Source organism: Paenibacillus sp. 01T443 (assembly GCF_056398325.1).
Genome location: NZ_JBFTPE010000045.1, coordinates 1 through 16,294 on the forward strand (window position 1 = coordinate 1; position 16,294 = coordinate 16,294).

17 protein-coding genes are annotated in these 16,294 nt (G+C 40.8%); 1 reads left to right on the forward strand and 16 read right to left on the reverse strand.

Annotated features, from left to right (window positions below):
- The first annotated feature begins 790 nt into the window (after nucleotides 1-790).
- The gene (locus AC1DLI_RS33575; RefSeq protein ID WP_477609944.1) at nucleotides 791-1,774 is read left to right on the forward strand and encodes an amidase domain-containing protein; all 984 of its coding nucleotides are present in this window, start codon (nucleotides 791-793) and stop codon (nucleotides 1,772-1,774) included.
- 71 nt (nucleotides 1,775-1,845) lie between these two features.
- Here the strand turns inward: AC1DLI_RS33575 and AC1DLI_RS33580 are convergent, their stop codons facing one another.
- From AC1DLI_RS33580 to AC1DLI_RS33655, 16 genes are all read right to left on the reverse strand, one after another.
- Complete coding sequence (locus tag AC1DLI_RS33580; RefSeq protein ID WP_477609946.1) at nucleotides 1,846-2,211, reverse strand: hypothetical protein; 366 nt, start codon at nucleotides 2,209-2,211, stop codon at nucleotides 1,846-1,848.
- Between the two features lie 661 nt (nucleotides 2,212-2,872).
- Entirely contained in the window at nucleotides 2,873-3,076 is a 204-nt protein-coding gene (locus AC1DLI_RS33585; protein WP_113035934.1) for a helix-turn-helix domain-containing protein, read from the reverse strand.
- On the reverse strand, nucleotides 3,073-3,546 hold the full coding sequence (locus tag AC1DLI_RS33590) for a DUF2975 domain-containing protein (RefSeq protein WP_477609948.1): 474 nt from the start codon (nucleotides 3,544-3,546) through the stop codon (nucleotides 3,073-3,075). The genes AC1DLI_RS33585 and AC1DLI_RS33590 overlap by 4 nt, the downstream gene beginning before the upstream one ends.
- Before the next feature lie 306 nt (nucleotides 3,547-3,852).
- Nucleotides 3,853-4,077, reverse strand: a complete 225-nt coding sequence (locus AC1DLI_RS33595; protein WP_477609950.1) for a hypothetical protein — start codon at nucleotides 4,075-4,077, stop codon at nucleotides 3,853-3,855.
- Between the two features lie 136 nt (nucleotides 4,078-4,213).
- Nucleotides 4,214-4,960, reverse strand: coding sequence for a stalk domain-containing protein (locus AC1DLI_RS33600; RefSeq protein WP_477609952.1), 747 nt, complete (start codon nucleotides 4,958-4,960; stop codon nucleotides 4,214-4,216).
- A 412-nt stretch (nucleotides 4,961-5,372) separates the two neighbouring features.
- Entirely contained in the window at nucleotides 5,373-5,813 is a 441-nt protein-coding gene (locus tag AC1DLI_RS33605) for a GyrI-like domain-containing protein (RefSeq protein ID WP_477609954.1), read from the reverse strand.
- 196 nt (nucleotides 5,814-6,009) lie between these two features.
- The gene (locus AC1DLI_RS33610; RefSeq protein WP_477609956.1) at nucleotides 6,010-6,591 is read right to left on the reverse strand and encodes a serine hydrolase; all 582 of its coding nucleotides are present in this window, start codon (nucleotides 6,589-6,591) and stop codon (nucleotides 6,010-6,012) included.
- Nucleotides 6,509-6,925: a serine hydrolase domain-containing protein gene (locus tag AC1DLI_RS33615; RefSeq protein WP_477609958.1), complete on the reverse strand. Its 417-nt coding sequence runs from the start codon at nucleotides 6,923-6,925 to the stop codon at nucleotides 6,509-6,511. The genes AC1DLI_RS33610 and AC1DLI_RS33615 overlap by 83 nt, the downstream gene beginning before the upstream one ends.
- A 136-nt stretch (nucleotides 6,926-7,061) precedes the next feature.
- Nucleotides 7,062-7,859: a lipid II flippase Amj family protein gene (locus tag AC1DLI_RS33620; protein WP_477609960.1), complete on the reverse strand. Its 798-nt coding sequence runs from the start codon at nucleotides 7,857-7,859 to the stop codon at nucleotides 7,062-7,064.
- A 217-nt stretch (nucleotides 7,860-8,076) separates the two neighbouring features.
- Nucleotides 8,077-8,793 carry a 2'-5' RNA ligase family protein gene (locus AC1DLI_RS33625; protein ID WP_477609962.1) on the reverse strand — a complete coding sequence of 239 codons (717 nt, stop codon included), beginning with the start codon at nucleotides 8,791-8,793 and terminating at the stop codon, nucleotides 8,077-8,079.
- A 153-nt stretch (nucleotides 8,794-8,946) separates the two neighbouring features.
- Complete coding sequence (locus AC1DLI_RS33630) at nucleotides 8,947-9,552, reverse strand: hypothetical protein (RefSeq protein WP_477609964.1); 606 nt, start codon at nucleotides 9,550-9,552, stop codon at nucleotides 8,947-8,949.
- A gap of 331 nt (nucleotides 9,553-9,883) precedes the next feature.
- The gene (gene erm, locus AC1DLI_RS33635) at nucleotides 9,884-10,771 is read right to left on the reverse strand and encodes a 23S ribosomal RNA methyltransferase Erm (RefSeq protein ID WP_477609966.1); all 888 of its coding nucleotides are present in this window, start codon (nucleotides 10,769-10,771) and stop codon (nucleotides 9,884-9,886) included.
- A 452-nt stretch (nucleotides 10,772-11,223) separates the two neighbouring features.
- Entirely contained in the window at nucleotides 11,224-12,798 is a 1,575-nt protein-coding gene (locus AC1DLI_RS33640) for a class I adenylate-forming enzyme family protein (protein ID WP_477609968.1), read from the reverse strand.
- A gap of 326 nt (nucleotides 12,799-13,124) precedes the next feature.
- Complete coding sequence (locus tag AC1DLI_RS33645; RefSeq protein ID WP_477609970.1) at nucleotides 13,125-13,688, reverse strand: phosphoglycerate mutase family protein; 564 nt, start codon at nucleotides 13,686-13,688, stop codon at nucleotides 13,125-13,127.
- A gap of 514 nt (nucleotides 13,689-14,202) precedes the next feature.
- Nucleotides 14,203-14,970 carry a nucleotidyltransferase domain-containing protein gene (locus AC1DLI_RS33650; RefSeq protein WP_477609972.1) on the reverse strand — a complete coding sequence of 256 codons (768 nt, stop codon included), beginning with the start codon at nucleotides 14,968-14,970 and terminating at the stop codon, nucleotides 14,203-14,205.
- Nucleotides 14,971-15,434: 464 nt separating this feature from the next.
- Nucleotides 15,435-16,013, reverse strand: coding sequence for a hypothetical protein (locus tag AC1DLI_RS33655; protein ID WP_477609974.1), 579 nt, complete (start codon nucleotides 16,011-16,013; stop codon nucleotides 15,435-15,437).
- Between the last annotated feature and the right edge of the window lie 281 nt (nucleotides 16,014-16,294).

Sequence of the window (16,294 nt, forward strand, 5' to 3'; positions counted from 1 at the left end):
CTGCTAGTCGGACTGGCCTGCTAGTCGGACTGGCAAAAAGCTGCGAGGCTTACGATTCAACCAAAGTATTCCCCCCACTTGCAGCATAAGATCAGACGATCCTTACCAGCTCAAGCATTCGCAGGATGACAAAAGAAGCACGGAGTATCGGGAGATGTTACGCAAAAGGGCTCGGACCCGTTCCGTTAGAAAGACCGACCTCCACCCCGTAGTTAGATGTGACGAAGGAATGAAAGGGCTATGACCCGTTGAGACATGGGAGCGAGAATCACTAGGGTAAAGTGGAGACGTGCGTATATGGAACAATATGGGTGATGAGTATTCACCTTTATTTCTGCATGCTCATTTCGTCATCTCTCAGATACCTGATCGCCCTATATCCTCTTCTTCTCACTTACTATAGGATAAAATCCTGCGAATTCATGAGTCTGAGTGAGGAAACTGAATCATTTCGAGGGAGCGTAATGAAGGCTGCCGAATCGGTAGCCTTCAATTTTTTATTGAGCTACCGTGTCCCGTAGCTTAATAAGTTAGTTTAAGGGGTAGCGCCAACATTTTAACAGAAATATACGCTAAGGACATTTCGAGAAATTTCAAAACCCCTTTTCTCAATGATCTTAATTAATTTTATTAGTAGAGTAACCGAGATAAATTTTATTTTAGAAAGAAAACTAGCAACCTTTCTTTGCTCAAAGCCGTATATATCCGTTAGATAATACGCTTGCTTTAAGCTTAAGTTCTATAGGCAGTGTGTCGGCAGAGTCCCAACCATCAACCGATAAAGCGGAAAGTGTTAAAAGCCAGTGACATTCGATTCTACAAAACACTTCCCGACAATTCCGAAAAAGAAAAAGTAAAGGCTCTTACCGAGCATAAGGAGGCAATTAAACTTGTTGCTCAACAGTATTTGCTTGATACAGGTAAAAAAATCAAGGAGGATTTTGACGATATTGGATATCAAAATTATGTAATGTCTTTAGGATCAGCTTTTGATGCATTCAGTGAGGAAGACATGAAAAAAATCGTTTCCCTTGTTAAATTCATGGATTTATATGAGAATTATTCAGTAAATGAAAAGCTTGCCAAGTACGAAAAGAAAATAGCCCAAGAAGTAAAGCTTTCCGATGAAGAAACAGCGGAAGTACTCAGCCTTCTACCAATCGACTTAAATGAACCGTCAACAGCAGACACTAGGGTTGCTACTTCGTCGGAAGAGAGTACGAGGGCCATGTCTATTCAGACAGTATTTCCTAATGGATATAATAACATTGCAGCCCGTGACTATGCCTGGGATTGGTGGGATACGAGAAACCCTGTTTACTCAACATACTACGCTGAAAAGAATGTTCCGGCGTGTGAACCAGAGGATGAATGTTGGAGTGACTGTGCAAATTTCGTTTCACAAGCATTATACACAGGTGGAATGAAATTTAAGTACGGCGCTACCTATACGAGCGATACGTCTTGGCATTTCGGTGGGCTTGTCCCATCGTATACGTGGGGTGGAGCCACCAACTTCTATAGACACTGGAAAACACGAGCCGGTGTAGCCGCTTCTGCCGCGGACTTGCAAACCGGAGATGCAGTAAGCTACGACGCGGGGCAAAACGGTAATCCAGATCATACAGCTCTTATCACTGTAAACACAGGCAGTACTAGTGCCCATAAGACTCTCACATACCACTCTACTGATACCTATGCAACAGCTCTTAGCAATTGGTATAATGCTGGTTTCAAAGTGTATGGATATGAAATTGATAAAGCAGTTAATTAAATAAACAAAACCCTACCATGTGAATCAATGGTAGGGTTTTGTTTATCATACAAGTACAACATAATTAGGTACTAGTCCGCTATATTGACGACGTTGTTTTTAACGTGATAAATGACATAGTTATGATTCCATTGCTGCACGGTAACGATGGTTGATTCATTTCCCTTTTTAAAAAAATAATTAGCGCCTTCTTGCCTGACATAGGTCCAGCCCTTGCTACTCATTCGTTCTTTAAGAAGAAGCCCAACGGAACGATCCTCCGCTAAATAATTCCCCTTCTCGTCCATCAAGACTATTTGTTTATCCGTTGTACCTAACGTGTACATGAGCTTAATGTTATGGAATCCAATATTATTGATATAGGAAGCAGCGAATATTACGATAAGAACAACGATTCCAATAATTCCGAATACCGCGACTTTCCAAGGTTTCCTCAAAAATATTTCACCACCTATGTGTATTTGAACTCAAAATTAGCGCGACTTCGTACGATTATTTCCGCAGCGCCAAGCTGATCACGTTCGAAGGCTTAGCGTATATTTTCGTTAAAATGTTGGCGCGACCCCTTTAATTAAACTATCGTTCACGGATCCATTGGATTTGGAGTATTCAGCACCATATTATATAACCACCAAAATAAAAGTAAGAGTATACAACAAGATATTATTATTAAAATAACAATAACTTTACTTTTTAATTGATTCTTCATTTATTACCTCCTCCGCAAAATAAAAGCATGGTCCCTTTATATACGAGTAATTAGAAGGATTTGTTACGTTAAACTGTCCGTTAGCTTAATCATTCATTGTGTTATCAATCTACTTAGTTCTTGCTTAGCAACTTCTTCAACCCAAGCAACAAGTTTGGACAATCATTAATTCTGTATATTGTATATTCTGGATAACCATCAAGGGGTGTAATGTGCTCAAAACAATGGTCATGAGCAAGCATTATTATTGATGAGTTATTCTTATAGTATAGTGTCATATTGCCGTTAGCCTCAAAGGCGAAGGCTATGTAGTCGTTAGGATTGATATAGCTTTCGAACTCTTCATCATTACTTACATCTGCGACGTACGGCGGGTTTTTTTATTTTATTCAATCCTGCCGATACTCGAGAATATCTCCAGGCTGGCAATCGAGTGCTTTGCAGATCGCTTCGAGTGTTGAGATTCGAATGGCTTTCGCTTTTCCGTTTTTAAGTATCGACAGGTTCGCCATTGTAATGCCGACTTTCTCCGATAGCTCAGTAACGCTCATTTTCCGCTTTGCAAGCATGACGTCAATGTTAACCACTATCATACGGTCAACTCCTGTTCTTCTTTGAGCTCGATCGCGTTTTTGAGCAGTTTCTCAAGAACTGCGGCAAATACTGCGATTACGACTGGCGCACAGATTATAAATAGCCCGATGACCATGACGCCTGGTGCGTCTGCGCCGTCAGCTACAAAGTAGAAAAGCGGGAGATTACATGCAAACATGAGTGATACGACAACCGCCGCTCGCTTTATTTTCTTAAGCGCTAAAACAGAGGTTTGCGAAAAAGCGGTATTTGTATCGATGTACCTGAGAAGCTTAAATGCCTGAAGTAGCGTTAATGAATACGCAATAGACGCCACATACGCAGCCAAAGCGGAAAGATAAACTTTAATATCCGGGAAATCCGGCATCATATTATGCGCCATCGCTGGGAGTCCATAAAAACACATCACTAATGCAGGAATTGCCATAACAACCAGAACAACTTTTAAAAAGAGCGTCTCTTTTTTCATCTATTTCACCTCATTTTTGATTTTATCACTTCATTTATCGTTTTACAATAAAAATGTATTGATTCCTTTGTTTGAGCCCAACAAGTTATTTATAAAGAAGAAGCCATACGGCTTATTTGTTCCTCCTTCAAATTTGATCCGAGATACGGACATATTTATGAACCCACTAATTGAAGTTATTCGCGAAAATGATTAAACTATCCTGCCCGTTAGTTTATAAAAAATGAGCAGGCCACCGCAGCGCCTGCTCATCCATTATTATTCAACTATCGTTACCCGTTAGTTGAACGGATTTCTTGTCCAATTTTATTGTTTATGATTTTTGAGGCCAACAAATCCTAAAACGACACTAACAATTACAAATAACACAATTTTTAACCATGATATCTTAGCAATGGTAACATCTAAACCAATCTGCTCGAACTTATAAATTGACCACCATTCGTCATCAACGGAAGGTAATAACGAGAAGGCAAACCAAGAAATAAATACTACAATTACTGCGCTTATGTACCATGCCACTTTCTTCAATACCCCACCTCCAACAATTATATCTATATGTGATAACGCTAATGCTAATGCCCGGCCCATTAGTTTAATGACGTGAAAAATAGAACTATGTGATCGACGCAAAAAAGAGAGCCATCAATTTGGCTCTCAAAAATAACTATTTAATAAATCTTGCATCAAACAATCCAATTTCAGACACTTCGGAAATTGCATTTGTTGTTCCATTTAATTGGAAAGATATTTTTTGTACGTTTTTTACATCGATATTAAGATCATCTGGGAAATCACCTGCAACAAGCTTCTTTTCTAATACTTTAGCATTATCCAAATACACTGTTAATGTCAATTCTTCTACAGTATTCTTACTAGCATCAGTAATTCCAACTTTTGCCTTGAAAGATTTATAATTGCCCTTTAAAGGAAACTCAATTTTATTCCAAGAGTCTTTTGGAGTAATAGTAGAAAAAACTCCCATTTTTAAGTAGTTACTATATTCATTTCCTACATTGTCCTTAACAGGTGTTTTAAGATCGTATTCATAATTCATCGTATTTAAACCAAAGCCTGACTGATAATTCATAAATTCAATACCCTTACCAGGATAAACAGCTGTCTCTTCTCCTGTCTCTTCTCCTGTATCACCAATAAATATGGTCTGGGTAGTTGAATCCCATTTCACCGATTCACCTAGAGCTTCAGCAACAAAACGTAATGGAACAAAAGTAGTTCCTTTGTAAAAGAAGGGCTGTTCATTTGGTGTTTTGATTACCTTATTAATTTTGATAGATTTCACGTTGTAAAAAACCTCAATCATCGAACCACTTGCTGCGAAAACCGCTGTACCCGATACTAATGAACCGATAAGCATTCCCGCCACCAAACCTTTTAATTTGTCTCTCTTCAAAAGTAACATCTCCCTTAATACGGATATATTTAACTATCGGAAACTTTATCCAATTACTTTAGACCTATAAATAAAGCAGCATGTCGCGTCTGTTGAGAGTCGACATTTCCACTCAGCTTGCAGTCACGAGATTGGATAGAGGGAAAAGCAAAGTACCAATACAATACTTATCTCATCGTACGGGACTGGAGTAACGAAAAAGAGAGCCGACAGGCTCCCTTGGGGTTAGCGACAATTAGTTCAGCCAGGCTACCGTTCCATTCGATAGCAACATCCGGGTGTTGGTTAAGCTATACTGCCCGTTAGCTTAATAAAGTGAGCTGGCCACCGTAGCACCTGCTCATCATGTGTGTTAATCAACTATCGTTACCCGTTAGCTTAATCACGTATTGAAAATCGAATGTAGAATAACTTACTTGAGATTATAGAGAATCTCCGTTTCAAGCTTTGATTCATCCTCATTCCAATGTCCGTATACCTCCAATATCGGAGCCTCATGGTGTTCTCCTAGAGCTTTTATAGTCGATTGTATGCTCCTATAAGTTTTGTCTAATTCACTATATGGTCCGATGTGCTTACAATAAGCATATTTTTGAAAAATAACATCCCTCGTTACCAATAATGAATCTCTTTTAGGCGGAGAGATCAGCTCGATCCCAGCAAATATAATGTGATCAATATCATAAACTACATAATTTATTCCTGTATGAGAGAGTTCTTTGTTTTTTACTTCCTTCCAAACCTGATCCAGCAATTCGAAAATCGTTTCACTATACGCTTTTTTTTGATCATGAAGTTTAGAAACGCCGAACAGTGTAAAAGTTTTACTTTGATTTATAATGACAGTCTCCATTATTAGCTCCCTTTATCCCGTTTATTTGGTAGCCTTAACGAATACTTCTTCTTTATTCTGCTCCTCTTTCCTCTAAAATTGAATTAAAATTGTTGTTATTGCCCTATACTKCCMGTTAGCGTAGCGAAGGGCTGCCATGTGGCAGCCCTTCAGGGRTGGAACTATCGTGTCTCCTTAGTAGAACAATTGCTGTATGTTATACGTTCTTTTTAATGCAATCGAGCAATAAATTGTTAAATGTTATCTGGTCATTTTTATAATCATCTGTATATCTGTTCAACATTCTAACGCCAACCGCATTGTACTTAGGCAGAACAACACAATGACAGCCAGTTGCCCCCGTGGCATAGTACAAATCATCTTGAAAATACCAACCGAATATTCGTTTGTCTGTTTCACCATTTTTCACAGTTTCAATTAACTCAAATATTTTATTTTTCAAAATTTGCTTCCCATCTAAATATCCTTTATTTAGGTGTAATTGACCCCAAACAGCCAGGTCAATTGCACTGCAATAAAGGTTACGTTCATGGCCTTCATCCGATTCTATTCTCACGGAAGCATAACCATCTGCAGCCTGAAAGTCACAGACTAAATTCTCCTTTGGTTTAGCTATCCATTCCGTACCTGTCATCTGCATAGGATGTAAAACTTTTTCTGTTATCAATTGATTGATAGTAGAGCTTGTTATTTTTTCAATTACTTTTAGCTGCCAATTCTTCACGCTCGATTTGTTGAGGACCAAAATACTTTGCTCCCGTCTTTGTCGATAAATCACGAAGGGAAATCCCCCCTAAATACTCCTTTGGAAAATCCTCAAGCAAGTCGCTAACTAAAGTGTCAATCTCAATTCCTGCGTCTATAATTGCAATTGCCGTTGCTAATCCTATGTATGTTTTTCTAGTAGAATAAATATTGAATAAAGAACGGTTTGTCACTTTTTGAGCTCCTTTTTTGTGGTGATGATAACCGTCGTACCACTCAGTTACGATTTCTTGACCTTGGATTATGACAAGCGCGGCGGCCGAAGAACCTACCCGATTCTGTGTTTGTTTTACATTGGTTATCAAAGAATCAAAATGATTATTAGTAGTTGTCTGAATCTCCTTCAATTTTTCACCTTCCCAGAATAGATTTTATCTATGTTTTATTCGCTTTAATTCAAACATTTCCCTCCAACACTTATTGCGCTAATCTGCCCGTTAGCTTAATGAACTGTATATCTCTTCAGCATTTCATTTGAGTGCATTAAAGAACCGCAACCATCCAATTAATCCAATAAGCAGCCGGCACCAGTAATACCTGTGCAAGAACAGTTCCAAGTAATCGCGACATCATTAATAAACCAAAAACCTTATTTAGTGTAGCGACCTCTTTTTCTCCTCTCAGGACTTTATCAGTAATTAAACCAATTTGCGGATCAATGAGTATGGTAAGTAAAATTGTCGCCATTCCATTTATTAGACCAGAAGATTGTGATGCGGCAATCGAGTATTCTGTTGTTAATGTTGAAGCCAGTAGTGCAGCTAACACACCGATTGTGTAAATTGCGGTCACCAAACAGTTAAGAACCACTAGCCTTTTGGGTATGCCTCCGATCCTCAAGCGCGATAGCATCGATAATTGTGGTAAGCGCAAATGATATCGTACATTATTTATCTTTTGAAAGGAAACAGAAGAACGGACCATTTGAGGTATGGACCCTGCAACTTCAAAATGGGAAATTACCCTCGATGAAAGAAAAACTGCGGATGGGAACAGTAATAAAGCTGTAAATGTCCCTACTGTAGCGGCACCGATAATAATCCGAAACTGATCAATTATATAATAATCTACATTATGTTTGGAGAAGTCTATAATTTTTCCGGTAAGTGGGGCCTGTACCATATTAGCTGTTCTTGAAATGAGCAGTATTATCCCCGATAAGGACAAGGCAACCGCCAATTTCCCTAAACGAACACCTGCTAATCGAAGAGAATATGTAAGCGTCTCGGAAAGATGAATAATAAAAGTAAACAAAGATACAAGTATTACCTGCTCCAACAATCGAACACCTCATAACGATCATGTTGATAGTTAATAAAGATAAGTCATATTCTAATTATACTCATGTAATATCCTTCCATAAAGAGAAATATGATCTTTGATTTTTTCCTGTTTTTTAGTTCTGTTGATCATAACTGACCTTTAGCGTAGCAAAGGGCTGCCATATGGCAGCCCTTCTTGGGTTGAACTATCGTTACCCGTTAGTTCAATAAACCACTCAGTGATTATTGAGGGGAAATCGATGCAATACTTCAACATTCTCTTCACTCATGTACCAATCATTTACCACAAACTCCAAGTCGATGAGTTCACTTGTTCCAAAGTCAAAATCTCTATTTTTCTTTAGAAATCGAAGGAATTCATCAGAATTCTTCAGGATAGGATTTTGAAAACGGAGACATGTCATATGAGCCGTGTGTGTCTTATATCGTTCGTCCAAGGTGCTCTTAACACCAGATTTCTTAAAATTATCTCTGATTTTTTGTCGTAATTCTTCCAAAGTTGATCCCTGAGGAAATCCTTGAATCATTACGCAATCAGGCGATGCAGTTATTCCGCGATAACTGATATTGAACGAAGGAATAGATACAATTGACTGGGCAAGAACCTCAACATAAGAAGCAATGTCAATTTCACTTAGCTTAAACTCGGCATTATTTGTAATGATCGCTAGCACTGTCGTGTGGAGTTCGTTAGGTTTATAGTAATACTGGTTAGACTCAATCTGGTTAGCTTCTTTCAAAAAATTCATTACCGCATCCTGCACGTAGCGTGACGGACGGCAAATCAACGTTAAGCCTCTTCTTAAATCAACAGTCTTACTCAAAAGATTGGAATCGATCCTCACTGAGTTAGTCTGAATTGATTGAAGGGCTTGACTCCACAATTTATCATAAGTGAGTTGAATTTCAGAAGTACTAATTTGAATCCCCACCTTTCCTTGTCACTTTATTGTATCAAAATGGTTATTAAAAACAGCCTCTAAATCCTTGTTAAATTCTTCTGCCCGTTAGCTTAACGAAGAAAGGTGCAGCTGCCTCCGCAAACTGCTCCATATTTGTTCAACTATCGTTACCCGTTAGCTCAATTACTTATTTTTTCTTTGCAACTCCTCCCAGTATATTGGCTCGCCCCAAAATGGGAAGAGAGTCTCAAATAGCCCCTTTTTGTGTCCCAAATTGCCGGAATACGTGTCGACACCTTCGAATAGTACCTTGGCACGATAACCGCGATATTTGAGTTCTTGAAGTGTGCTTAGAACGCAGACTTCGAGCACCAGCCCTATCAAAACGAGCTCCAGTTCGGAGCTTGGCGGTCCGATTGTATCGTCCAACCACCTGTTGAAGCTATCCGGCGATGGGAATGGAACTCCTGGCACAGAATCCACTTTGCCGCCACCTTCACGAGTCCATGTTGGTGACGGCTCGGACTTCACCCACACAGACCGGTGCTTAATGTCGGAGGGGATGATGGATTCAAAACCCCACATACCTGGAATACAGATGGAAGTACCCTCCCCATCTTGGCTTATACGATAGTCAGAGATAATCTCAATAATTGAGCACTTTTGGTCGCGTACAAACGGTAGTAATGTATTCTGGATGAATGGCACGCATGGACGTGGTTGATACTGTGCACCGCCTTCAGTAGCAAAGTCGTTTTGCAAATCAACCGATAGGAAAATAACTGGCATATTCCACTTCCCTTAGTCAAGGATGATTTCTCCCTCTTCTACTTAAAAATTAACCCAATTTTTAATAATCTCCTGTGATTGATATTCGCCGAAATTCGTTCCTATCCCTTCATGAGTTTCATGAGTGTTTTGTATTAAACTGCCCGTTAGCTAAAAAAGAGCAGCTGCCGCAGCAAACCGCTCCTTGTTTGTTGACCTATCGTTACCCGTTAGTTGAATGGAAACGGAGCAGCTGCCACAGCTGGAACAACTGCTCCTTTTTTTTGTAAAACTATCGATCTACAAGTTCTTAAGTGGCCTCCAGCATTGAGCGTTTTTTGAGCAACGAAACTTAGTTTCGCTTCCGTTTTTGGCTATGCGAAGTTTTCGGCCACCGATAGGAAGGGACATGGTCCAGCATTGTTTGGAAAATAACGCCCCATTCGCGTTCGTTTAATGCGTAAACCGGCTTATCCCGGTCGATCCCAAGGCTCGACGCCAAATGTTTCAATTGCGGGGGGGTAAAGACGGTACTGAACGCTCCGCCGAAAGGTAACTTCGGATTTCTTAGCCCCCATTCAGCAAGACCCGTAAACAAAGCGCCATAGCGGCATGGAACTTCAGGGCATGCCTTTCTCCATATCGATAATATGCAGCATTCCACCTTCGGAGGCGGCGAAAAATAACCCGGGGGGAGTGTCTGCACCAGTTCCATGTCATACCTCATCCTCCAGCTTAATAGCTGCGGATTCGTCACGACTGAAGAGGTAAACCGTTTGGCCGCTCCCTTCTCTAAAATTATGGCGGCCCGCTGCAGCGGGGTAGAAGGATCATCCAATAGCTTTCTCAGAATTGGAGTCGTAATCGAAAAAGGGATATTCGACACGACGCAAAAGGGCTCTCTAGGAAGGTATACCTGCATAAAATCGCCATGAACAATTTTAATATTAGATTCGCCTTCCACCTTGCCGATCAATTTTCGAACATACGCGGCATCGTTCTCAAAAGCGATGACGATCCTCGCCTTCTCCGCCAAAGGCAGCGTGATCGCGCCGAGGCCGGCCCCTATTTCAATGATGACGTCTTTTTTCGTAATTTTTGCCGTTTCGATCAAATCACGCACCGCGCGTTTGTTATGCAGGAAATGCTGACCGGAGAAGTTAGGGCTGCCTCCGCTTTTATTTGGATTCGTGCGGGATCTGTTCCCGGCAACGACGGGCTTTTTATTCTTTTTACGCAACACAAAAACACCTCATTCATTTGTTTAGGTAAATGAAAAAGGCGCACCACAAATAGACCCGATCCCGCTTTCAAAAAAAACGGATGAGTCAACCTGTACCGCACCTCTTTTTACCGTAAACGCATGTAATGGGTGATCAAATAAAGCACCTCCTAAAAAACTATTGCCATTATAACAAATACGCCAACGATTTCAAGTGCTGCCCTTCATGAGAGCTTCAGGCACTTCATATTTGACAGTGGCAGAGGTTGAAACCGATTTAAAATAATACTCTTTACATGATGCACACAACAATATCAAAGATTCATCAGAGCAGTAAGCATAAACGTTTAGCTCGTTATTACACACAGGGCATCGAATAATTCGTTTTCGGTTTAACCAATCAAGGAGCGTTCTCAATATCACCACTCATTTCGTTAAACTTTCCTGCCCCGTTGTGCTATCGTTACCCGTTAGCTTAACCCTTCGGATAAAAATAAGGATAGTTGCTTACGCAGCCGCTTTTTGTCCACCTTATCCACGGCCGTTCGAGGCAAAGTATCTAAAATGAATAAATGAGATGGCCATTTGTGCCGTGCGAGACTTGGTTCACAAAACGCTTGCAGCTGTGCCAGATTCAAGCTACCGCCATCCCGCAGAATTACGCAAGCGACGAGCGTCTCACCTTCACAGAGAAGTGGAAGACCAATCACGGCCGCATCACTAACCATTTCATGGTTTGTAATCACCTGCTCCACTTCAGCACAATACACGTTTGAACCGCCTACTATAACCATATCCTTCAGGCGATCCAATACATAAAGATAGCCATCGGTATCCAAATAGCCAACGTCCCCGGTCCGAACCCAACCGTCAAGCATCGCTTCGTTAGAGGCCTCCGGTTGGCGCCAATACCCGATCATAGTCTGCGCGCCGAGAACAACTATTTCACCGGGCTCATTTACTTCTGCCTCCCGACCGTCCCCGCCAATAATCCGAACATGAAAGGCCTGTTCCCCCTGGTCCGCTAGATCGGATGGACGACCTACTGATAGAAGGCGAATCGGATCGTCTTGATGCTGGATGGGAAATGATCGGCTGATAGACATTCCGCATTCCGCTTGCGAATAATTATTGACAATCAATGCTCCCGGGAATTTCGCTATCGCGTCCAGCAGGGTTTCCGGTGCAATGACGGACCCTCCGCAACCGATCACCTTCAGACTTCGCATATCCCTGCTGGTTGCGGACGCCTCTCGAGTGAGGTCGCGAAGCAACTGGCCGACAGTGCTGAGATGCGTAATTCGGTCGCGTTCCACGGCCTCCAGTATTCGGTGCACGTTTGCTGGATACTCGTCCAGAAAAACCAGACATCCTCCGGCAGCCATAGTCGCCCACATCTGGAACTGCCCAACGAGATGCGATATGTTGAGCACCAGTACACGACGTCCGATATCATAACCGAAACCGGCGGAAGGAGTAAATTGGTTCCAGGCTGCCATTCCACTATGCGAATGCATTACTCCCTTCGGTCTGCCTGTTGTTCCGCCTGTATAGATCAGAACGGCTGTATCGTCTGCAGTTCGCTTGCAATTACCAACTGGAGACGGCTCAAGCTTCTTCCGCAAAGGAGAATTCAGCGAAGTAGAACTCGAACCTTCTTTCGTCCTGAACAGTTTCGGTGGATTCGAGAGAAGCTGTATCGTGTAGTTAGCGGTATCGGAGTAACGATTGTCATGGATGAGCATGTGCGGTTCAGCATCCTCTAGAATGGCCGCGATCTCGGTAACAGTGAGCAAAGGGGACAGCACAAGCGGGATAACACCGATCCCTACCGCGGCATAAAGCGCTAGAACAAGTTGGGGATTAGGATCCCCGAGAAGAGCAAGTCGATCACCGGGCCGGAGACCCTCGTCATACAGATCATGACTGAACTGTTCAGCGAGGCGATGAAGTTCCCCATAATTTATTATCTGCCCGTGACTCAAAAGCGCTGGCGCCTCAGGGTACAAACTTGCCGCCAATGGCAGGCGTTCAGATAGAAGCATGTTATCGCCCCCAATATTTCTATTTTACTTAATCAGGTATGAAAACTCGGAATATGAATAGAATACCACGCATTTGGAAGGATTAGGAATCAGTTATTCCAATCGTATTCATCAATTCCTCTGATAAATCGTTCATCTACCAGGAGATCGGTTTCCGCCCATGATGTTGAGCTAACCTGCCCGTTAGCTTAACACTCAGCAGTGTATCTGTACAAAAACCTATATTTTGTGAAGATGTAAAAATGAGCTGCCGCAGCAGCTCACTTTTCGTTTGTATAGGGTCCTTCATTGAACTAACGTTCCCCGTTAGCTTAGCGACCAAAAGGCTACAAATTCATTCGATATACCCCAGCCTCACCGAGAAAATCTTTTCTGGTTAATCCTTTTTCTCCAAGCAATATCCGGTAATTCGTTATCGTACCATCATGTGAAATAACGAATATTTTTTTATAGCTTTCCCCGATCCAATCTAATAACCGCGTAGCATATCCTTCAAAAAAATCTTGTTCGATCCCATTGATCCCTTCTTTCCAGCAATCCAAATTGAAATCAAGAATTTCAGTATCTCCATACAGAATTGTAATTTCAGTTTTAGAAAGAATGTGATCACAAGCTAAAAAAGGAAGTTCTGGGTTCTGAGGAAACATTCTCGGACCAACAAATGGAGAAATGATGAAGTCCATACCGTTTTTTATAATAGTTGCCGTCTCAATTGTACGTTTAGTTGGACTTACAAGAACTAAATCATCAGGATCAATTTTAATTTCATTTCGTAGTTGCGTTACTTGAAATTTGCCGTACTCTGTAAGACTAGGATGCAGAGTATTCAACCGATTTGGATAATCGTTGAGATGTTCGCCATGACCGTGCCGAATAAATATGAATTCCATTTTTCGCCCTCCTAACATCAAATACTATATTAGGTAAGTATTCTAGGATGTTATTGAGCAATCCTGCCCTTTAGCTTAATGAATACGTGATGAAAAGTGTTTGGGACTGATAATGAAAAGAGGGCTGCCGAACTAATGATGTCGGTAGCCCTCTTCTTATTGAACTATCGTTCCCCGTTAGCTTAACAGGACCGAAGGMCGAATAGCCCGAAGCGTGAATGCGGTGTTAGCCGATGCTTCCTCTTCTTCGAGTTACCCACCGAATATGTCTTGATCTTCTTATGCCCTTATCCGATCTTGACCTTAGATGCTTCTGGCTTTGAGGGTTTACCCATATGTTCTTAACCTAGGAAATTTCGGCTAACGTTTTGTATTGACGACGTCCTGGCCCCTTAGAGCCGCTGCTTATAGTTGTGAGGCTTGCCGAACACCTAATGCAGTGACGTCCCGACGGGCTTAGGGGGCTGGATGTGGTCACTCGCTTCTCAGAGTGACCCCGAGCGTCAATATGGTGTTAGCCGAAGGAAGTTCTGGAAGCAGCCATTGTATTTAAGACGTTCTCAAAATAGCTATATACTTCATCTGCAATTCCAAGAAACTCTTCAACAGGTACATGACTATCCAAGTAACAAGCATACAGATAATCAACTAAAGCGGAGTCAATCTCACAATAGTCTAATATGGCATTTTTCATCTTAATAATGTCATCTTGCCATACACCTATATCTTCTAAAACCAAAGAGTATAATGCACGAATTAATCTCTTAGAATAACCTTTAATATATCTAGTTTTCATTGTGTTATCACTAGCATTAGAAAGTAAACTATGTATACGATCTACTTCCTCCTTGGTCTCTGTATTTAAGTCTAAAATGAACTCTGGAGAAGTAATTATCGGTGGCACTCTTTCACCAACGTCATGACCATATATGCAAACACAAATTATCTTAATCCAAAAACCCCACTCATTCGGTTTACTTAATACATCGTCAATCGAGCAAATTATCGTATTAATCTTAGTTACTACTGGATATTCTTCCAAAAGATTGTCTTTAATATTTGACAATCTTTCGTAATCAATATCTTTGGGATTTACACATACAATAGTAAAGTCTGCATCTGACTTAAAAGGTTTAGCAGTTCCTTTTGGAATCGAGCCACACATATAAATGCTATGAATCTTACCTTTAAATTCGGTAAGTATATTATCTATATACTTATCAACAAAATCCTTATATTCACTTTGTATTACAATTCTATTTATAACTTTTTCTAATATCATATAGACTCCTCCTAAACATGTAAAAACTTCTTTCGGCTAACGTTCTTGAATTCTCGACGTCCGACGGAGTCGGATGTGTCCGGCTGAATCTACTACTTGGCTTCTCAACTTCGAGGGCGTAGCCCGAAGCGTGATTGCGGTGTTAGCCGATGCTTCCTCTTCTTAGAGTTACCCACCGAATATGTCTTGATCTTCTTATGCCCTTATCCATTCTTGACCTTTATATGCCCATATCCAACCTTGACCTTCATATGCCCTTATCCGAACTTGACCTTAGATGCTTCTGGCTTTGAGGGTTTACCCATATGTTCTTGACCTAGGAAGTTTCGGTTAACAGTGTATTTACGAACTTCGCGAAAATTATCAATTTTTAAGTATTCGCGAAGTTATTGAACAATCCTGCCCGTTAGCTTAATAAAATGAGCAGGCCACCGTAGCGCCTGCTCATCATGTGTGTTATTCAACTATCGTTTAATAATTTGTAATTCCGCATCAAAAAAACACTTCGGACATTTTAACACTTTCCTATTAATCGGTTGCCACGCTTCAAAACAGTTTGAACATAGTACCCAACCATCCTCTAATTTCTCTACTGGGAAAGAATTGTTCACTTTAATTTCATCACCAAATCGACTTTCTCTTCCCATCCATTCGGAGACATCGCGATATAACATTTTTCTACAGACAAATACATTGCCATCGAGATTTATCGTTATTTCAGGAGTTTCATTGGATTTAGAAATATGAATTGAACCAAAAGAATTATATATTTCGTAATTCAATTTAGGTAAGTTCATTTCGACTACATCACCTAAAAGGAGTTCGACAGCGGATGGTTTTTCCCATTGACGTTGAATAAGTATTCTCATATTGTACTTAAAGCCGCAAACCATTGATAAATTCTTATCAATGTATGCGTCATTTATTAAGTGGACTTCCTTAATTAAACCATCATGAAATCCACTGACAGAATCAAAAAAACAATCCATCTCTTCTTGTGTTTGTATTTCAATATAACCTTCAACGGAATCCTGGAATGCCATGCTTCCACCTCTTTTTTGGGAGAGTAACGCTTATCACTGTCTTCTTTCTATACAATTATTGAACAATTTCTAACTACAGTATTCTCGACAGATCTTTAACTATCCTGCCCGTTCGTATTATGGGATCAACCAGTTCTTTCTGGTTGATCCTCAGGCTGTCGAGAAAGTCTCGACAGTCTTCTTTTTGTTTAATTAATTTAACACGACACCGCGTTAATATAGTATAATTATAGTAATTAAAACGAACGGATGGTGTCGTGATGCTGCGTACTAATCGAGAT